Here is a 17,863-nt window from a genome sequence, read left to right on the forward strand (position 1 = left end):
GCCCCGTGATTGGGTGAGGCTTATAGTTCGCTCCGTCGCCCACATGGCGACTAGGTTTGGCGACCTGATCAACAGAGGATCCCATCAATAAGAGATCTTCAAAATGAATCGATACATGCCCCTCACCGGAATCGACCTGATCCCGGCCTCGCTGCTCATTGACACCCAAGCCCCACTCGACGTGCTGCAAGCCACTGCCGACTACCGCATCCGCACGGTCACTCAGGTGCTGGAAAATATCGCCTTTCGTGCCGACATCGAGAGCGACACGGTGGTGCTCGCCGACTTCGCCAAACTGCTGGCCATTCCGTTGCGCGATGGGTGTGATTTGATGGATGTGATTGGTAGACGCTTGCGGGAGGAGGCGGGGAAGTGAATGGAAACGGGGGCTCTGAGGGTGTGATGCCGGTCCGTTAAGCGCTTAAAAGATCGCAGCCTGCGGCAGCTCCGGATTTACGTACGGACTCGACTGCTTGGCGTGGGAGCCTGGCGTAGGCTGCGATCTTGGCTATCCTGCATGCACCGATGACTGCTATCGGCCAGGAGCGGACTTTCGAATGAGTCTAGGAAATTAGGGGCAGTTCAAATATCGGGTTCACGAAGACTCCAGTTGCACACTGCTAAGCACCTCGGGCATAACCATCTGGGAGCATCGCATCTTATTTTTCCGGTGTAAAACTACGATGTTTGGAAGGCAGCTTGGTTTCTTCGGGCGGGGCTAGGGGTGAAAAATTATGATTCGCTCCCTAGGCGTGATCACATTCCTTGTGCTAGATTCAGAGTGCTTGTGGCATTAGGCTACGAGGTGGATCACAAGTTGTCAAGCCACCCATGATTATTTATCAGCGGGATACACATGGCGAACAACAGCACGCGGAATCTCTTCATTGAGAACCTCCAGATGTAATCGTGATACTGACACTATACGTCAACTCTAGCAATACGCGGCCTAGTCTGAAAAGATGGATAATGTTTAGAGCATTAAGTTTAGCCGGCGGGGCGGTTTAGGGATTGCCGCCATCCTAGTCCCGCCGGTTGGCTTATCAAGGTGTGAGCATGGACGAGTTGTCGTGGTACAAACCTAGAAAGTATCTTCACTTTGATCGTCCTGTTGGTCAGAAAGCTGCACTGGATTACGTTTCATCTCCTCAGAAAGTCGCAGCTCATTCATTTTATCCTTTTATCACCTACACCTCGGTGATTCTGAAATATCGGTTAGATAATGATCGAGGCGTGTTCGTCAAGAACCCCAAGCCTAGGCCAATCAGTTACTCTGCTCACTTGGATTCGCATATATATGCTTATTACTGCTTCGTTTTAAGTCAGCTGTATGAGAAGGAGCTAGTGCGACGTGGTTTGCATGCGTCGGTATTGGCTTTTCGCTCCATTGATGGAAAAAGTAATATTCATTTTGCACATGATGCGTTCTGCGAGATCAAGTCTAAGGGAGAGTGCTGCGTTCTTGCATTCGACGTTGAAAAATTCTTTGATCGTCTTGATCATTCACGGTTGAAGGCCGCTTGGGCTAAGTTGCTAGGAGTCGGAAAACTTCCGGCTGACCATTTTGCGGTTTTCAAGGCGATCACCAAGAGTTCTCGCGTCGATAAAGTCGCCCTCTATAATAAGCTCGGTGTGTCGGTCCACAATCCACGAGTTGAGGATAAGCGCCTCTGTTCGGCTAAGCGATTCCGTGATGATGTGAGGGGTGGAGGGCTTCTTGCTACCAACCCTGAGTCACGAGGCATTCCGCAAGGATCTCCAATAAGTGCGCTCCTGTCCAATATCTATATGCTGGAGTTTGATCTCGGTTTACTTTCCAAATTGTCCTTGACAGAGGCAGTCTTCTATCGCTACTGCGACGACATACTCGTCATATGTGATTCGGAAAAGGAAGATGAGATTTATGAGTTTGTGAATGATGAAATTAGAAAGCTGGGGTTGAATTTGCAGGAGAAGAAAACGGAGATTAGACAATTTATATTTGACGCCGCTGGTAAACTTCGTTCTGATAAGCCGGTGCATTACCTTGGCTTTTCGTTTGATGGGCAGCGCGAGCATATTCGATCATCATCTATAACGAGATACTATAAAAAGCTTCGCAAACGTATCTGGGTAAGTAAGAAAGCAATGGATCGTTGTAATGAACTCCGGGCTGGAAGGGGGGAGCTTCCGCGAGAGCTTTTCCTTCGTACTATCTATAGAGGTTATAGCTACCTTGGGCGGAGGAACTTCATTTCATATGGGTTCCGGGCTGCAAATATTATGGAATCCCAATCAATTAGGAAGCAGTTGCGTTCTCATTGGAAAAAGCTAAAAAAATTGTTAGCTGATGCTAGCTCAAGTGATTAATAAAGAGTTCGCATTAGTTCTGAGTAGTGGAGAAACACGGGCGGATAATAAACAAAGAGGACGGATCTATTTTCTGAAAAATAAATCCGTCCTAATTTTCATGCAAAGTCATTAGATGAAATTAGCTTTGTCGGCAATGTGAAGTACAACCGACTGAATTAAAGGGTAAGTATGACCAATCAGAGCCTATCGTCCCAGCGAAGCTGGGTCGATCATCCAGTTTACGTAGCAGGCGTTTCGGTAGCCGGAACTATTGCCATATGCATCGCCTTATATAAAGAAGTATTGCTGCCAGCCCAAATGGCAGCGAGCGATTACAAGGTGAGTGAGTTGGAGAGACAGGTCAAAGATGTCAATGCGCAAAAGTTAATAACTGAAAAAAATATAGAGATAGATAAGTCTTCTTATCTATCTGAAAAAGGACATTTATCTTCAGAGCTGGCGTCTGTTAAGGCGATGCTAGAAAAAACAAATTTAGAATTCTCAAGGCTTAAACTAGGGAATCTATTTTTTGAAGGAGGAGTTTATCCATCGTCGTTTGACAAGGTTAAGGTTGGGCAGTCCGTCAGTGCAGTTGAAAAAAAATTTGAAGGCTTCCCTATAAAAAAAGAAGACGGATTTATTACTGTGGAGGTTGCTCACCCCTTCTTTGGAAGTGTTGTTTACTACTACTTAGATGATGCTTCGCAAACGATATATCAAATAATGTATATGTCTAAACATGGTGCCGACAGGTCAGTTGGCTCGGATTATCTTCAAGTTCAATTAGAGCAGGCTTTCGGTGAGCCATTAAAAATGGCAGAGGATAAGTTTTATTGGAAGGTTAAAAACGAGTTCAATATTTTTAAGAGTGATGAGGGTTCGTTCGTTATTTCTACAGGTAATAATCGTCCCGGCGGCTGGGACAGAGTGATAGATAGGTACTGGAAATCCATTGCTGCGCAAAAAGAAGCTTCGAAATAAGTTGATGGCTTTCATTGAGCAGGTAGCAATCTCTGATTGCGCTTATGGCCGATGACTAAGCCGGCTTGGAACAATCGACCATTTCTACGACTGGCCGCTTTTGGCCGTTAACTGTCTGCCAAGAACTGCCATAAGCGCCTCATTCATGGCTTGAAGGTCACCTGTAGCTCACGTCCCCAGGGCCTGATCCGCGCTTTTTCGCCTCACCTGCCACTTTCGCCACAATCGGCGTGGATCTAAAGTCAGGGGCGCACCTTCAGGGGACTTCCAGTCATGTACAGCTCGCTTGCCATACCGAGCACCGCTCGCCAATTGCATGACCGGATCTATACTGGCGAGATCATTCGCTTCACTGACCTGCAGTCCATGACGGCGCTGGTGGAATATACGCGTGCGTTCCTCGAAGACGCGCTGCATCCCTGGTCGCCGCAACTGATCCATCGCCATTTGAGCCACCCTGAGCAGACTGAGCGTTTTGCGAAAATTCAGAACGACTTCGCAGGCTCGGCTGAGATCCAGCAGCGCTGGCAGGACGTCGTGCAAAGCCTTGGCATCGCCCCCGATACCCTGGCGTGCGATCGCCTGCATTTGCGTTTTCAGCCGCATTGCGAGCCAGAACAGTCGACGCTGCGTGCCCGCACGACGGCCACCATCGCGTTTCACCGCGATACCTGGGGGTCGAATATCTATGCACAAACCAACTGGTGGGCGCCCATCTATCCCATCGCGGCAGGGCGTACCGTTGCCTTGTATCCGGGCCTCTGGCAGCGACCGCTGGGTAATTCGAGCGCAGATTTCGATATGCGCGCCATTTTGCAGCGATCCCATCGAGACGGCCGCAATGCCGTGGATGCCGACGAAGCCATTCCGCATCTGCTGGAAGCGATTGACCCGCAGGAGGGGATTGCCGTCGATATCGCTCCGGGGAGCTTGATCGCCTTTTCCGGGGCTCATGCCCATGCCGGCGTCGGCAATAGCACCGGGCTGACACGCATCTCTTTCGAGACCCGATCAATACTGATCGCCGACCTGCTGGCCGGATTGGGAGCGCCCAATGTCGATGGTCACGCGCCGTGGAAGACTATTGGACTGTTTCGCCGAATGAACGATGCGCAACGCCTGAACGAGATTCTTGGCTGCGGCTTTATCGAGCCCTATCTGCGGCCAGCAGAGCCCTGACGCTGGCGTCGGTGTCGCTTCGAAAAAGGGACACCCATTTTTCCTTTAAATGTCCCGTCCTGAATAAGGTGTACACCTGTTTCAGGACTAGACAAAAACTGATCCTGGCTTGGTCACTTTGTGGGCGATGCGTTTCAACGTAGGGGCTGGCGAAGCTTGCGATCTTTTGGTCCTAACCATGAGCAATCGGCAATGTTTTCAAACCAGTGGGGGTTTGAATGTGCGCCACCAAATAGGGCTTTGAATTTGCTCCCAACCCATGAAGACGAACCGGCCCGGAAAAGTTGATTGCGCTGAGCAACGCCTGGACTTTCTCAGGATCAGGATCAAACACATCCAGCGCCACCAGCGAACACCCCTGATCCTGCATCGCGCTGGCGGGATGTTGCGCTTGTTCCCATTGAATCAATGTCGGCGCTGATCCATTCAGCGGCAGGTGGCCATCGGCAGGAATGGTGATCTGCCAGGACAACGTACCTCGGGTCATGGGTTCGGGTTCCCCGATAATGGCGCGGCAGGCTTCGCTCATTGCGTGGATGTCGTCGGTGCGTGCGACCCAGGTCGCCAGGCATTGCGGCGTATCAGCGGCCAATTGGTCCATGCCGAACCAGCGTGGCCGGTCCGGGCGATTGGCGGACGGGTCCACGGCAATCACTTCCAGATAAGTCTCCGGGCCAAGGCGCAGCAACCGATTATGAGTGCCCATGCGCGGATGCACGCCGCCCGGTTGAAGCCCCACGCCGAGTGCGTTGGTGACGAAGGCACAGCCGGTGTCGAGGTCGGGGGCGACGATGGCGAGGTGGTCAAGGGTAGTTTTCATGCGCCGAACCTCCGGATACCTTTTATTAACGAGGTGGAAATAGTAACAACAGATACACCATGACGTTACGTTGACCGGTTGAGCGCGCCATCCCCTTCTTCTCAAAATCATCGACTTTTTGAAATCACACCACTCATGTATTGATTCAAATCGCGCAGATCCTTAATGCTCCAAGCGTGTGGCGGAATCTTTACACCATTCTCTTGCAACGTTTTTGGAATCAAGTCTCCATTTGGACGAAGTATTATCGATGACACAATAACGCCCGGATAATCATTTAGTCGTTTTTTGAAAGCGAATGTCGTAAGGTCAGGTGTAGGAGGATTACTTTTATTCGCCAATGGTCCTGTTGCTTTGAGATCTATTCCGTGGCACATGACGCATCTCTGTAAATAGAGATTTTTCCCATTGATATTATCCGCGAAGGATAGTGGTGTTTGGATTAGCGATAAAGTTACTAGCGAAGCGATGAATGATATTTTCATTAACATGTGGGTTTTGTCTCGTCCGTGAATGCTAGAGAGCGTCTCTACTGTGTTCAAATCAAATTCAATCATTCGAACGACCTTCTCTATGGGTAGCAAGGTGTTCTGTCTCTCGTGCCTGACGAAGTGCCATTTTGAACAAAGATGTTCCCATAAGGCGAATAAGGGAGCGCGTTGGCGCTAAGCAATTACTGGCGACGTTCAGCCGCATTATTCATTTCTTTTAAATGTGTAATCAGGTTTGCGGTAGGGATATATACGGTATTGGTGTAATAAGCTTTGAATCCATAAGCAGTAATATGCACTTGACATGGGACGCTCTCTTGCCCCGCTAACAGAGTCTCTAATACTGTGCCCGAGGTGATTGGGGTCGGTATGGATATTTCTCTTTCTTCGGTTGTGTTGAATGATAGCGAAGAGCGGAAATAAAAGTGTCCATTTTTACTGGGTATAACGTCAGCTTCCAAAAGGCCTATGCCTCGTGTCTTAATTGTGTGGTTTACATCGAAATTTTTGTCATGATTCAAGGAGCATACGAGTTTAGGGGTGTTTTGATTCTGTTTTTCGTAGATATTGAAGACCTCGCTCAGGTTTTGATCTGATTCGAGCGTCACGTAAAGTAGCGCGTCGTCATAGTTTGCAAAACCTACAAACGTCAATGACGCAGTCGGGATGTTGGGTGTCCGAGCGCATGCGCTGCAAATCAGCGCAGTGGCCAATATTAGTAATTTTTTAGCTGACATCATTTTATGTTTTTCACGTACGCATCATAAAGGAAGTCCAGAGCACATTTTGCGCCTTGGATCGGGGCAACCATCATGTGGCTCGCAAACGCGTGGTGTATGTTGACTGTTGCATTTATCGTGGGGCCTTGGCTCACAATCCATCGCTCTCCGAAGTTGGCAACGCCTGGAAAAGGGGACAGATTTATTTTTCATTGCGTCGAGGCTTATGGTCGATAAATAAGTCTGTCCCGTTTTCATTGAGGTACATGACCCTTATTCCTTTGGCGGATAACTATAGTCCCAGCGAAAAAAGCCTTGCTCTTGGAAATGGGTGCTGCGAAGTGACTCTTCTTTGCTTTTAAAGTAGTTAGGTGGTGGGCATGTTACGTTGCGCATCAAGTAACCAGGATGCCAATTTTCTATGCCGGGGAGGCTGTTGATCTCTTCATGAAATGGATTGAGTTCAGGAAGTGAATAATATATAAATTCACCAATGGATTCCTTCAGCCATTCTTCTGGATTCTGCTTCTCCGAAAGAGGCGTGACGTGTAAGGGGGATTTTGCCAGCTCCACAAAATCTCGAATTTTTATCATCGACCAACCGCAAAACTCCAAGTTTTCTTCCGTGTCATACGCAATGTTACTGAGCCGAACAATTGTGTCTTCTGGTGGAGTAATAAAACTTTCCGGGAAGTGCTCTGTGTTCTTTTCAATGCAAAAAAGAATATACGATGCAGCTAATGATCCTAGTCCGTGGACGACTATTGCCGGATGTTCGCCGGCTCCGCCCCCGATAACCAAATTGTCGGGAGAACATGAAAAGTTACGGTCTCCCCATCCTCCTGCTTCAATAGGCTCTAGGGGGTGATATATGGCTAAGCCATTGATGTGTCCGACTAACTCATGTTTTATCGTGTCGATATAGCTCATATTTTCTGTCCTGAATTATCCAAGGCTAAAGCTATAGGGTGAAGAGACGTGGGGCAGATTTATTTTTCATTGCATCCAGGCTGATAGCAGATAAATAAGTCCGTCCACTGTTCATTGCTCATCTCAAAATCATCGATTTTTTGAAATCACACCACTCATGTATTGATTTAACTCGCGTAGATCCTTAATGCTCCAAGCGTGTGGCGGAATCTTTACACCGTTCTCTCGCAACGTTTTTGGAATCAAGTCTCCATTTGGACGAAGTATTATCGATGACACAATAACGCCAGGATAATCATTTAGTCTTTTTTTGAAAGCGGATGTCGTAAGGTCAGGTGTAGGAGGGCTGCTTTTATTAGCCAGTGGTCCTGTTCCTTTGATATCTATTCCGTGGCACATGACACATCTCTGTAAATAGAGATTTTTCCCATTGGCATTATCCGCGAAGGATAGTGGTGTTTGAATCAGCGATAAAGTTACTAGCGAAGCGATGAATGATGTTTTCATTAACATGTGGGTTTTGTCTCGTCCGTGAATGCTAGAGCGCGTCTCTACTGAGCTGGCGTTAGTTTATCCGAAGCTGCTTTGCCATAGGCAAGTAGTTCTGGGCACGTTAGCTCTTGGCCGACTCTTGCCCGTCCCAACTGACCGAAACCCACACCCCAAAACCTCTACATCACCTGTCTCCCCACTGCCAGCTTGCTCAGCAACCACCCACTAAAACTCCGCGCCATCGGATTATTCTCACTGTCCCGATGGGTCAACAGCGCCCAGTTGGGACCGCGAATGGTCTCCTCAACCAACGGCTGCAACAGCCCATTGGCGCGCGCTGGCTGACTCAATAACTGGCTGACCAAGGCGATACCGAGCCCAGCACAAACGGCGTCCAGCAGCAGGCCGGGGTCGGAGAAGTTCAGCCCCTGATCCTTCTGGCCGACATCGATGCCAGCCTCCACCGCCCAGTGACTCCAGTCCATTTCCCGCTCGCCATGGAGGGTAGTGCGCTGTGCGCTGGGCACCGCCAACAGGCTTGGGTGGCACGCCGGGTAAAGGCGGTCGGCGTGCAGCACCTTGAAGCTGCATTCGGCCTGGGAGCTGATGTCGTCTCGCACGGCGAGGTCGATGGTCTGGCTCGTCATGTCCGGGACTTCATCGGTACTGAAGATCCACAGATCAACTTCCGGGTGCTGGCGGCGGAAGTCTTCCAGGCGGGGCAGTAGCCAGTGACGGGCGAACGCCGGGGTGGTGTTGAGGACCAGTTGGTTGGGTTTTTGGTACTGCCCGAGGCGGCGAATGCCGACGGCAAGTTGCTGTAGCAGCGCCTGGGTAGTGCTGAGCAGGTCGTGACCGGCATCGGTCAGGCTGACGCTGCGTCCACTGCGATAGAACAAGGGTTGTTCCAGGTACGCCTCAAGGCTGCGAATCTGCTGGCTGATCGCCGATTGGGTGAGGTGCAGCTCTTCGGCGGCCTTGTGGAAACTGCCCAGCCGGGCGGCAGCTTCAAAGCCGCGAAGGGTGCCGAGAGGCGGCCAGTGCTTGAGCATGCTGATAAGTTCCTCTAATCATTTATCTACAAAATCCATCGTTTGTTTGCCCGTTTTTGCAGCCGTAGCATGCATGCCAAGACCGCATAGGCAGTTTTCATTGAACACAATGACTTAACTTAAAGGTGCTTGTCATGCAGCAGAATGAAATTCAAAACAGTGGTTGGTTGATGCCGGCGGAATGGGTCAGGCACGCAGCAACCTGGATGGTTTGGCCGCACAACCAGGCACTCTGGGAGTCGGGTTGGGGCGTCACCTTGGCGCTGGTGCAAGAGGATTTCGCTCGCGTGGCCAACGCCATTGCCCGTTTTGAACCGGTGAAAATGGTCGTTGATCCTTCTGCGGTAGCGAGTGCCAAAGCGTTGTGTGGGCCAAACATTGAACTGATCGAGCTGGCGGTGAACGACAGCTGGTGCCGGGACTCCGGCCCGAGCTTCATCTGCCACCCGCAACAGGGGCTGGCCGGTGTGAGCTGGCGCTTCAACGCGTGGGGCGGGAAGTCGGCCTTTGACCTGGACGAAAGCCTGGCTCGCCGCGCACTCGATCACCTGGGCGTTCAGTGCTTTGCTCCCACGCTGAGTAACGAAGGCGGCGCCATTCATGTCGACGGCGAAGGCACGCTGATTACCACTGAGTCGGTATTGCTCAACCCCAATCGTAATCCGGGCATGACCAAGGCCGAGATGGAGGAGATTTTCACTCACTTGCTAGGCGTGAAGAAGACCGTCTGGCTGCCGGGTGATCCAGACTATGTGACCGGCGACATGACTGACGGCCATGTCGATGGCGTGTGCGCTTTCGCCCGTCCTGGCGTGCTGCTGGTGGACGCCACTCATGACAGGAACTCGGTGTATGCCGAGGTTGTACGAGAGAACCGTCGTGCGTTGGAGCTGGCAACCGATGCCCGCGGTCGACCGTTCGAGCTGATCGAACTGTATGAAGCCACCGATGCCGTGGACACCGAGGCTGAAGTGTTTTGTGCCTCCTACACCAACTTCTACATCGCCAACAACGCGATCATCATGCCGGCCTACGGGATCGATGCCGACAAGGTGGCTGCCGAAGTGTTGGGTCAGGCGTTCCCCGGGCGCGAGGTGGTGCCGGTGCGAATCAATCATCTGGCCCATGGCGGCGGCGGTGTGCATTGCATTACCCAGCAACAGCCAGCCTGGCCACTGAAGGGTTAATGCCATGACTCTTTTGACTGTTGCCACAACCCAGATGCCCTGCACCTGGGATCTGAAACACAACCTCGATCAGGCCGAGCAGTTGGTGCGTGATGCGGCCGCCAAGGGCGCCCAGGTCATCCTGTTGCAGGAGCTGTTTGCCTCGCCCTATTTTTGCATCGAGCAACATCACAAACACCTGGCGCTGGCTGAGGAGTATCAGCACAGCGCCGTGCTCAAGCGCTTTGCCGCGCTGGCACGGGAGTTGGGTGTAGTGCTGCCGCTGAGCTGGTTCGAGAAGGCGGGCAATGCCTACTTCAATTCGTTGAGTGTGGCCGATGCCGATGGGCAATTGCTGGGGGTGTATCGCAAGACGCATATACCCAATGCCATCGGTTATCAGGAGAAGGAATACTTCAGCCCCGGCGATACCGGCTTTCGGGTCTGGGACACTGCTTTCGGGCGCATAGGTGTGGGGATCTGTTGGGATCAGTGGTTCCCCGAGACCGCCCGCTGCCTGGCGTTGATGGGCGCCGAAGTCTTGCTGTTTCCCACCGCCATTGGTTCTGAACCCGGCTGCGCAACACTGGATTCCCGTGACCACTGGCAGATGACCATGCGCGGCCACGCCGCCGCAAACCTTCTGCCGGTGGTGGCCGCCAACCGCATCGGCCGAGAAGTGGCGACCACCGATCCGACCCTGCAGATGAACTTCTACGGCTCGTCCTTTATCTGCAACCACAAGGGCAAGCTCCTCGCCGAGGCTGACCGCGACAGTTTGAGTGTGCTGGTACACAGCCTGGACTTGTCCGCCATGCGCGAAGAGCGCCTGACCTGGGGTATCTACCGCGACCGTCGTCCAGACATGTACGGGGCGCTGTTAAGCCTGGATGGTCGTCACATTAATGCTCGCTGGAATACTCAAGGGGTTTGACATGAACGTGACCAACAAGCTTTTGCTCTGCTCCTTGGGGCTGGTTCTAAGCGGTGCTTTGTCGTCGGCGCACGCGGAGGAGAAGACCCTGAGGTTGTACAACTGGGCCGATTACTTCGCCGAGGACACCCTGTCCAAGTTCACCGCCGAAACCGGGATCAAGGTGATCTACGACGTCATGGATGGCAGTGAAACACTGGAAGCCAAGCTGATGGCCGGCGGCAGTGGTTATGACCTGATCTTTCCGGGCGACACCGTTGGCGAGCGTCTGATGCATGCCGGCAGCCTGCAGCCGCTGGACAAGTCAAAGCTCACCGCGCTGAATGACATCGAGCCGGGTCTGCAGAAACTACGGACGCATTATCTTTACTCGAACAAGGCCACCGTCCCCTACACGTGGGGCACCATCGGCCTGACCTACAACGCCGAGCAGATCAAAAAGCGCATGCCGGATGCACCGGTGAATAGCCTGGACATGCTGTTCAAGCCAGAGCTGGCCGCCAGGTTTGCGGACTGCGGTATCTCCCTGATCGATTCGCCAGACGAAGTGCTGGCGGTCGCGCTCAACTACCTCGGCCGTGAGCCGCGCAGCGCCAAGCCGGAGGACTTGGCAGCGGCCAATGAACTCTTGCTGAAACTACGGCCGTACATCCGCAAGTTCCAGTCGCAACCGGTGACCGATCTGGTTAACGGCAACTTGTGCCTGTCGCTCGGTTACAGCGGCGATATGACTCAGGCGCAACGCGCAGCAGATGCCGCCGGCAAGAAAGCGACGTTCCAGTATCACATCCCGCGCGAGGGCACCACGGTGTGGATGGACACCATGGCGATCCCCGTCGACGCCAGGCATCCAGAATACGCCTATGCGTTCATCAACTTCGTCATGCGTCCGGAGAACATGGCCGCCATCAGTAACTTCACCGGTTACCCTACGTCCAATGCCAAGGCGCGTCCGAGCGTCGATTCAGTGATGCGTAACAATCCGGATATCTACCTTGATGACGCCACTTACGAACGACTGATTCCGGGCCAAGACATTCCCCAGGCGGATATGCGTGCGCGCATGCGGGCGTGGACCAAGTTCAAGACAGCTTCCGCGAAATGAACAGAGAGGTACGCATGTCGACACGTCGTGAGTTCATCAAGCAGGTATCGGTCGTTGCCAGTCTGGGCGCAGCGGCGTCCATGGGGCTGGGCCTGAATGCTCCCCGGGTGCAAGCAGCCATCAAGGGCAGCTGGCATATGCCGGACGAGGGCGACAAACATCGGCGGGCCTTTATCGCCTTTGGTGCTCAGGAGGCCATCCACGAGGACTTCACGCCTTACGTGCAAGAGGCCTTGGGCCGGATCGCCCGCACCATCGCCAAATACGAGCCGGTCACCGTGTTTTGTCGTGAGAGCGAGCGGGATCTGGCGGAAGAAAAATGCGGTACGGGCAACATCACCTTTGTTGTCACGGCGCTGGACGATATCTGGATGCGCGATATCGGGGCCAACTTCGTCATTGATGGAGACGGTGGGCTCAGCGCTGTGGATTTCAACTTCAACGGCTGGGGCAACAAACAGCAGCATGCCGATGATGCGCAGCTGGCCGCGTTGGTCGCCCGGACAACTGACGCCAGCTATATCCGCAGCCAGCTGGTGGGCGAGGGCGGCGCTATCGAAGTGGATGGCCACGGCACGGGGATCATGACCGAAAGTAGCTGGGTCAATACCAACCGCAATCCCGGCTGGAGCAAGGCAGACGTAGAGGAAGAACTGAAAGCCAGGCTTGGCTTGCGCAAAATCATCTGGCTGCCGGGAATCAAAGGCAAGGACATCACTGACGCCCATGTCGACTTCTACGCTCGCTTCGTCAAGCCGGGAGTCGTGATCGCCAACCTCGACAACGACCCTGAGTCCTATGACCACACAGTGACGCTTGCCCATTTGGACATTCTCAAGAATGCCACTGATGCCGATGGCCGCACGCTGCACGTGCACACCGTATCGCCTCCGCTCAATCCACGAAAAAGTATGTTCAGCAAAAACAATCCAGACTTCGCGCCAGGCTACATCAACTACTTCGTGATCAATGGAGCGGTCATTGCGCCCGAGTTCGGTGACAAGGCGGCAGATACCAAAGCCTTTGATCTGTTGTCCGAGCTTTACCCGGACCGTGAGGTGGTGCAGCTCAATATCGACGCAATCGCTGCCGGTGGTGGCGGCATCCACTGTGTGACCAGTCACCAACCTTTGGTTTAGCCTGGATCAACTCGTTGCCGTCTACAAACGCCAGATCCAGAAACGAATAAGGCGCCAAAGGCGCCTTATAGGGGTGTGTTAATCAGATGCCCTCGGTCATGACCGACTGGCGTTCGGGCAGAGGGTTGACCGCGAACCGAACGGCCTGCTTCGCTGCCGTTCCATTAATTTTTGCACTCCGCCTTCACCACTCGGCAGGTGCTCGGCGTACCACCGGATTGGCTGGCATAGCGCATGCAATTATCCAGGGATTTTTGGCGAGCCATGTTCAAGGTGGAGCCCCAAGCCAGGCCGCCCTCGCCGGCAGTGGGTAGTGCTTTTGCGTAGCATTTTGAGCTTGTGCTTGAGGCCGAATAGCGATGCGCGGCGGCTTTGCCAGCACATCCCGCTGTCAGCGCCAGGTTGATGGCGAGCAGGGAGAGCAAGACCCATGACGAGCATTGGCGCGCTGTTTTTCCGGTCATCCCGTTTCCCTTGTATCAGGAGGTTAGAGGTGTGTTTGTGATCGTGTTCTACTCAGATTATACGGTGTCTCTGCTTTGTTGAACGAACCGATCAATCAACCACCTGGCGGCGGGTCCTGGCGGCAGATCCGTGCGATAGATGGCGTCGAAGGTATACAGCCCGCTTTTGTATTCCGGCATTTTCAGGTGGACGAGTCGGCCAGAGTCCAGATCTTCCCGGACCATGGTGATCGGCATGTTCCCCCAGCCAATGCCTTCACGTAGCAACATGTGTTTAGCCCCCAGATCGGCCAGCCTCCACGTGCGGGTACTGAGGACTGCAAATTCCTTGTCTTTTGTCAGGCGCGAGCGGTCGGACAGCACAAGCTGGGTGAACTCACGTCCAGCACCTGGAGTATTCGAATCGCTTGAAGCCAGTGGATGATTGGGGGCTGCAACCGGAATCAACTCAACACTGCCAACCGCAATTCTTTCGATACCATCAATCCCCTCATTCATCGGGCCGCTGACGCCGACTGACGCGCCGCCGTTGATCACTAATTCAGTGACTGCGCCGAGCGCCTCCATATGCAAGTGGAGTGCAACCGTAGGAAATTCCTCTCGAAATGATTTGAGTGCGTCCACCACGCGCTCAGCGGGAAGCATGACATCAAGTACGACATGAACTTCAGCTTCGAGACCCTGAAGCAGGCCTTTTACTTTGGCGCGTAACCCATGAATACCATTGGCGATGGTTCTGGCTTCGGCCAGCACGGTGCGGCCGGCATCGGTGAGCTGGGGTTTACGAGTCGTATGTCGGTCAAACAGCGCCACGCCGAGTTGCATCTCGAGATTGGCGATCGAATAGCTGATGACTGAAGTGGCTCGGTGCAGTTTTCGTGCGGCGGCCGCAAAACTGCCGACCTCGACAACCGTCAGGAACACACGCAGTTGATCGAGAGTGGGAGTGCCTGGGTCTGAGATCATTTCTATTTACTCGAACGTAATCGTCGAAATTAGTCGGCTATTACGATTGTAGAGTGGGTGGCAGACTTTCTTCAACGCGGTGCTCCATGGTGGATGCACCCCACTGATGGAAGAACGACCATGTCCCAATCTACAGCTACTACCTCCCGCGACACCCTTGAACTGTCCAGCTCTGTCGCTACCACCACCGCCACGGCGGCTCTGGCCGGCCGTGTGTTCCTCAGCGCCATCTTCATCCTCTCGGGCATCTCCAAACTGAGCGCCCCGGCGATGATGATCGGCTACATCGGTTCGGTTGGTTTGCCGTTCCCGCAACTCGCACTAGCGTTGGCTATCATCATCGAAATCGGTGGCGGTATTGCGCTGATCGCTGGCTACCGCACCCGTACCGTGGCGCTGGTGCTTGCCCTGTTCAGCGTGGTCACTGCGCTGGCATTCCATAACAGCCTGGGCGACCAGAACCAGTTCATCCACTTCTTCAAGAACATCGCCATGGCGGGCGGCCTGTTGCAGGTCGTCGCGTTCGGCGCCGGTCGCTTCAGCCTCGACGCCCGTCGTCGCTGAGCCAATAGCGCCGCAGTGGATGAACGCGTGCGGCGCCTCTCTGGTTTCATCTTTCGAAATAATCCGAGGATTCGCCATGAAAGCCATACGTGTGCATGAATACGGCAGCCCAGATGTGCTGCGCCTGGATGACGTCGCCGACCCGCTTGCGGGCGAGGGCGAGGTGTTGATCGATGTGGAGGGGGCAGGGGTCAACCCGATCGATTGGAAACTTCTTTCGGGCGCCATGAAAGCCTTCATCCCGTTGCCGTTGCCCTACACGCCGGGCGTCGAAGTGGCAGGAACGATTTCCGCGATCGGCAAGGGTGTGAGTGGTTTTGCAGTCGGCGATAAGGTCTTTGGTTTTATCGGCCTGGTCGGTGGCTATGCCACAAAGGCCGTCGTCTCGGCAGATCGTCTGGCGCTGAGACCGCGCAGTCTTTCCGCCTTGCAGGCCAGTGGTGTAGCAACGGCGGCACTGACGGCCTGGCAAGCGTTGCATGAGCATGCGGGTATCAAGGCGGGTCAGCGAGTGCTGATTCACGGTGCCGCCGGCGGAGTCGGCAGCCTGGCCGTGCAAATAGCCAGGCATGCCGGCGCCACGGTCATTGCCACAGCGTCGATCGGCAACCATGGTTATCTGAAAACAATCGGCGCGAATCAGCTGATCGACTACCGTAGCCAAGCCTTCGAGGAGGTGGTGGCGGATGTGGACATCGTGCTTGACCTGATTGGCGGCGAAACCCAGCGACGCTCCTGGAAGGTGTTGAAGCAGGGCGGGGTCCTGGTGTCGCCGGTCAGCGCACCGGACGCGGAATTGGCGAAGGCGCACGGCGTTTCAGCGAAAAACTTCGCCACTCGGGCGGATGGCAAGCAACTCACGGCCATCGCCGAGTTGTTTGATGCAGGCCAACTCTCCGTAGAGGTCGAAGTGTTTCCGATCTCGCAGGTGAAGCAGGCCGTCGAAAAAAGTATGGCCGGACATACACGTGGCAAGATCGTGCTTGATCTTGGCCAATAAAAGTCAGGCAATAAAAGACCGCAAGCATGCAGGCGATCGCTTGATTGGATCGCCTGATTTGTTGAAAAAGTGCAAAAACTTTAACGGTTGAAGTGAATGAAAACTGGCGCCTTCAGGGCTAATGCCCGTCAGTTAAGGCAATACATTCTGTAAAACGAAGCAAAACCAGTGTGGGAGCGAGCTTGCTCGCGATAGCGGTGTGACAGTAAACGTTGATGCCTAATGTAATACCGTCATCGCGAGCAAGCTCGCTCCCACTTTTGATCTTTGCTGTTTCGAACCTGGTGTTCGCTTAACTGACCAGCATTACGCCTTCAGAGCGCCCGTTTTGTATGTCGAGCGAGTGGGTCATTAACTCACCACAATTGGCTGTGGATTCAACCGGTCGACGCCGGAACGATGTCTGCTCTCGACCCTTTGTCGCCTCTCGACCTCACAAGTAGCCAGTTACTGCTTTGATAAGTGTGTGTGATCACACCTTTCAGGGTGTCTACTTCTGGTTAGGCCCTGTCTGTACAGAGAGGAGAGCACGATGAGCAACGAACAGGCGGCAGCCGAGACGAAAGGTGTTGCGGTGAAGTTACTTGCAACGGTTGACCTTGGCCCCGAGATCGAGGGCATGGCAGGGCGCCAACTTAGAATGCGTATGGTGACCATCGAGCCTGGAGGCGTCTTCGGGCCGGTTCACAATCATAAAGGCAGGCCAGGCACCGTCTACATACTGCAAGGAACGATTACTGACCATCGAAATGGAGTCGCCACGGACTATGGGCCGGGAGTGGGCTGGCCCGAGGACAGAAACACTACACACTGGCTTGAAAACAGAGGAACGATTACGGCGGTGGAGATCTCGGTCGATATTGTCAGGCAAGAGTAAGCTCAGGCCCGACATCTAACTCGGTCAGCCCCCACTCGACGTGCTGCAAGCCACCACCGATTTACAGGTGTTGGCCAATCATTCACTGATCTAAATCGAAAGGCCAAACCGATAATCGTGCTCTGTCCCTTCTTGCCGAGAGATATGTTCGATCAAGAAGCCACACCGTTTGAGTACTTTTGCAGAGCCGATATTTCCAGCGTATACGTTGGCAACCAGTTGTTTAAGGTTCCAATGCAGCTGCGCCTCCTGGATCAGATGCCTCACCGCCAGCGTTGCCAGCCCCTGTCCGCAAGCGCTTTGAGCAATCCGATAGCCGACTTCTGCCGATCGCTCGGATAGGTCGATGCCTTTCAGGTTCGCTCGACCGACTATTTTTCCGTCAGGATCTTCGATGACAAATGGGTGCCAGGTTCCGGCGGCAAAATCGGATAAATAATCCGCGATGTGGTCGGTGACGCCCTGCACCGAGTAAAAAGCCGAATCGCGCGCGTCTATGTAGCGCTCGAACCATTCGCGATTGTCCAGTTCGAATCTCAGCAACGCCCCAGCATCGGTACTTTGCAGGGTACGAATTCTGATGGGCTTCATAAGGTCGCTCCTTTTTCTGTCACCGAGGGCAACGCCTTCCGTGTGCTCGCCTGATCGTAAAG

19 protein-coding genes are annotated in these 17,863 nt (G+C 53.6%); 11 read left to right on the forward strand and 8 right to left on the reverse strand.

The features are described from left to right. Window positions 1-103 precede the first annotated feature (103 nt). From AC1RKH_RS00610 to AC1RKH_RS00625, 4 genes are all read left to right on the forward strand, one after another. On the forward strand, window positions 104-376 hold the full coding sequence (locus AC1RKH_RS00610; RefSeq protein ID WP_024264653.1) for a hypothetical protein: 273 nt from the start codon (window positions 104-106) through the stop codon (window positions 374-376). A 680-nt stretch (window positions 377-1,056) separates the two neighbouring features. Next, on the forward strand, window positions 1,057-2,349 hold the full coding sequence (gene drt2, locus AC1RKH_RS00615; RefSeq protein WP_493060660.1) for an antiviral reverse transcriptase Drt2: 1,293 nt from the start codon (window positions 1,057-1,059) through the stop codon (window positions 2,347-2,349). A 171-nt stretch (window positions 2,350-2,520) separates the two neighbouring features. Beyond that, window positions 2,521-3,312: a hypothetical protein gene (locus tag AC1RKH_RS00620; RefSeq protein WP_493060661.1), complete on the forward strand. Its 792-nt coding sequence runs from the start codon at window positions 2,521-2,523 to the stop codon at window positions 3,310-3,312. Window positions 3,313-3,585: 273 nt separating this feature from the next. Continuing rightward, the gene (locus AC1RKH_RS00625; protein ID WP_493060662.1) at window positions 3,586-4,491 is read left to right on the forward strand and encodes a hypothetical protein; all 906 of its coding nucleotides are present in this window, start codon (window positions 3,586-3,588) and stop codon (window positions 4,489-4,491) included. 172 nt (window positions 4,492-4,663) lie between these two features. Here AC1RKH_RS00625 and AC1RKH_RS00630 read toward each other — a convergent pair whose 3' ends face one another. The 5 genes from AC1RKH_RS00630 to AC1RKH_RS00650 form a co-directional block, all read right to left on the reverse strand. Further along, the gene (locus tag AC1RKH_RS00630; RefSeq protein WP_493060663.1) at window positions 4,664-5,311 is read right to left on the reverse strand and encodes a VOC family protein; all 648 of its coding nucleotides are present in this window, start codon (window positions 5,309-5,311) and stop codon (window positions 4,664-4,666) included. A 107-nt stretch (window positions 5,312-5,418) separates the two neighbouring features. Next, window positions 5,419-5,796 (reverse strand): c-type cytochrome, encoded by a 378-nt coding sequence (locus tag AC1RKH_RS00635; protein WP_493061354.1) that lies wholly within the window; start codon window positions 5,794-5,796, stop codon window positions 5,419-5,421. 998 nt (window positions 5,797-6,794) lie between these two features. Further along, the gene (locus tag AC1RKH_RS00640) at window positions 6,795-7,451 is read right to left on the reverse strand and encodes a hypothetical protein (RefSeq protein ID WP_493060664.1); all 657 of its coding nucleotides are present in this window, start codon (window positions 7,449-7,451) and stop codon (window positions 6,795-6,797) included. A gap of 129 nt (window positions 7,452-7,580) precedes the next feature. Further along, window positions 7,581-7,958, reverse strand: a complete 378-nt coding sequence (locus tag AC1RKH_RS00645) for a c-type cytochrome (RefSeq protein ID WP_493061355.1) — start codon at window positions 7,956-7,958, stop codon at window positions 7,581-7,583. Window positions 7,959-8,122: 164 nt separating this feature from the next. Beyond that, the gene (locus AC1RKH_RS00650; protein ID WP_493060665.1) at window positions 8,123-8,995 is read right to left on the reverse strand and encodes a LysR substrate-binding domain-containing protein; all 873 of its coding nucleotides are present in this window, start codon (window positions 8,993-8,995) and stop codon (window positions 8,123-8,125) included. Window positions 8,996-9,129: 134 nt separating this feature from the next. Between AC1RKH_RS00650 and AC1RKH_RS00655 the strand changes: the two genes are divergently transcribed. Genes AC1RKH_RS00655 through AC1RKH_RS00670 form a run of 4 tightly spaced genes read left to right on the forward strand, consistent with a single transcriptional unit; the run spans window position 9,130 to window position 13,339 of the window. Continuing rightward, entirely contained in the window at window positions 9,130-10,182 is a 1,053-nt protein-coding gene (locus AC1RKH_RS00655; protein ID WP_493060666.1) for an agmatine deiminase family protein, read from the forward strand. Between the two features lie 4 nt (window positions 10,183-10,186). Then, entirely contained in the window at window positions 10,187-11,095 is a 909-nt protein-coding gene (gene aguB, locus AC1RKH_RS00660; protein WP_493060667.1) for an N-carbamoylputrescine amidase, read from the forward strand. 1 nt (window position 11,096) lies between these two features. Further along, the gene (locus tag AC1RKH_RS00665; RefSeq protein ID WP_493060668.1) at window positions 11,097-12,200 is read left to right on the forward strand and encodes an extracellular solute-binding protein; all 1,104 of its coding nucleotides are present in this window, start codon (window positions 11,097-11,099) and stop codon (window positions 12,198-12,200) included. Between the two features lie 14 nt (window positions 12,201-12,214). After that, window positions 12,215-13,339 carry an agmatine deiminase family protein gene (locus tag AC1RKH_RS00670; protein ID WP_493060669.1) on the forward strand — a complete coding sequence of 375 codons (1,125 nt, stop codon included), beginning with the start codon at window positions 12,215-12,217 and terminating at the stop codon, window positions 13,337-13,339. A gap of 164 nt (window positions 13,340-13,503) precedes the next feature. Here the strand turns inward: AC1RKH_RS00670 and AC1RKH_RS00675 are convergent, their stop codons facing one another. Next, a complete protein-coding gene (locus AC1RKH_RS00675; protein WP_493060670.1) occupies window positions 13,504-13,803 on the reverse strand; it encodes a hypothetical protein in 300 nt (99 codons plus the stop codon). A 57-nt stretch (window positions 13,804-13,860) separates the two neighbouring features. Beyond that, complete coding sequence (locus tag AC1RKH_RS00680) at window positions 13,861-14,769, reverse strand: LysR family transcriptional regulator (RefSeq protein ID WP_493060671.1); 909 nt, start codon at window positions 14,767-14,769, stop codon at window positions 13,861-13,863. A gap of 120 nt (window positions 14,770-14,889) precedes the next feature. Here AC1RKH_RS00680 and AC1RKH_RS00685 point away from each other — a divergent pair, with 120 nt between their 5' ends. The 3 genes from AC1RKH_RS00685 to AC1RKH_RS00695 all read left to right on the forward strand — a co-directional run bounded on the left by AC1RKH_RS00685 (window position 14,890) and on the right by AC1RKH_RS00695 (window position 17,210). Further along, the gene (locus tag AC1RKH_RS00685; protein ID WP_123425520.1) at window positions 14,890-15,333 is read left to right on the forward strand and encodes a DoxX family protein; all 444 of its coding nucleotides are present in this window, start codon (window positions 14,890-14,892) and stop codon (window positions 15,331-15,333) included. A gap of 76 nt (window positions 15,334-15,409) precedes the next feature. Further along, on the forward strand, window positions 15,410-16,333 hold the full coding sequence (locus AC1RKH_RS00690) for an NADP-dependent oxidoreductase (RefSeq protein ID WP_493060672.1): 924 nt from the start codon (window positions 15,410-15,412) through the stop codon (window positions 16,331-16,333). A gap of 532 nt (window positions 16,334-16,865) precedes the next feature. After that, window positions 16,866-17,210, forward strand: a complete 345-nt coding sequence (locus AC1RKH_RS00695; RefSeq protein WP_493060673.1) for a cupin domain-containing protein — start codon at window positions 16,866-16,868, stop codon at window positions 17,208-17,210. 90 nt (window positions 17,211-17,300) lie between these two features. Here AC1RKH_RS00695 and AC1RKH_RS00700 read toward each other — a convergent pair whose 3' ends face one another. Further along, the gene (locus AC1RKH_RS00700) at window positions 17,301-17,801 is read right to left on the reverse strand and encodes a GNAT family N-acetyltransferase (RefSeq protein WP_493060674.1); all 501 of its coding nucleotides are present in this window, start codon (window positions 17,799-17,801) and stop codon (window positions 17,301-17,303) included. Between the last annotated feature and the right edge of the window lie 62 nt (window positions 17,802-17,863).

Source organism: Pseudomonas sp. GW822-FHT06B12, assembly GCF_058799675.1.

Coding starts and splice junctions, on each gene's coding strand:
- AC1RKH_RS00610 (WP_024264653.1), top strand. CDS start 104: ATGAATCGATACATGCCCCTCACCGGAATCGACCTGATCCCGGCCTCG.
- drt2 (WP_493060660.1), top strand. CDS start 1,057: ATGGACGAGTTGTCGTGGTACAAACCTAGAAAGTATCTTCACTTTGAT.
- AC1RKH_RS00620 (WP_493060661.1), top strand. CDS start 2,521: ATGACCAATCAGAGCCTATCGTCCCAGCGAAGCTGGGTCGATCATCCA.
- AC1RKH_RS00625 (WP_493060662.1), top strand. CDS start 3,586: ATGTACAGCTCGCTTGCCATACCGAGCACCGCTCGCCAATTGCATGAC.
- AC1RKH_RS00630 (WP_493060663.1), bottom strand. CDS start 5,311: ATGAAAACTACCCTTGACCACCTCGCCATCGTCGCCCCCGACCTCGAC.
- AC1RKH_RS00635 (WP_493061354.1), bottom strand. CDS start 5,796: ATGAAAATATCATTCATCGCTTCGCTAGTAACTTTATCGCTAATCCAA.
- AC1RKH_RS00640 (WP_493060664.1), bottom strand. CDS start 7,451: ATGAGCTATATCGACACGATAAAACATGAGTTAGTCGGACACATCAAT.
- AC1RKH_RS00645 (WP_493061355.1), bottom strand. CDS start 7,958: ATGAAAACATCATTCATCGCTTCGCTAGTAACTTTATCGCTGATTCAA.
- AC1RKH_RS00650 (WP_493060665.1), bottom strand. CDS start 8,995: ATGCTCAAGCACTGGCCGCCTCTCGGCACCCTTCGCGGCTTTGAAGCT.
- AC1RKH_RS00655 (WP_493060666.1), top strand. CDS start 9,130: ATGCAGCAGAATGAAATTCAAAACAGTGGTTGGTTGATGCCGGCGGAA.
- aguB (WP_493060667.1), top strand. CDS start 10,187: ATGACTCTTTTGACTGTTGCCACAACCCAGATGCCCTGCACCTGGGAT.
- AC1RKH_RS00665 (WP_493060668.1), top strand. CDS start 11,097: ATGAACGTGACCAACAAGCTTTTGCTCTGCTCCTTGGGGCTGGTTCTA.
- AC1RKH_RS00670 (WP_493060669.1), top strand. CDS start 12,215: ATGTCGACACGTCGTGAGTTCATCAAGCAGGTATCGGTCGTTGCCAGT.
- AC1RKH_RS00675 (WP_493060670.1), bottom strand. CDS start 13,803: ATGACCGGAAAAACAGCGCGCCAATGCTCGTCATGGGTCTTGCTCTCC.
- AC1RKH_RS00680 (WP_493060671.1), bottom strand. CDS start 14,769: ATGATCTCAGACCCAGGCACTCCCACTCTCGATCAACTGCGTGTGTTC.
- AC1RKH_RS00685 (WP_123425520.1), top strand. CDS start 14,890: ATGTCCCAATCTACAGCTACTACCTCCCGCGACACCCTTGAACTGTCC.
- AC1RKH_RS00690 (WP_493060672.1), top strand. CDS start 15,410: ATGAAAGCCATACGTGTGCATGAATACGGCAGCCCAGATGTGCTGCGC.
- AC1RKH_RS00695 (WP_493060673.1), top strand. CDS start 16,866: ATGAGCAACGAACAGGCGGCAGCCGAGACGAAAGGTGTTGCGGTGAAG.
- AC1RKH_RS00700 (WP_493060674.1), bottom strand. CDS start 17,801: ATGAAGCCCATCAGAATTCGTACCCTGCAAAGTACCGATGCTGGGGCG.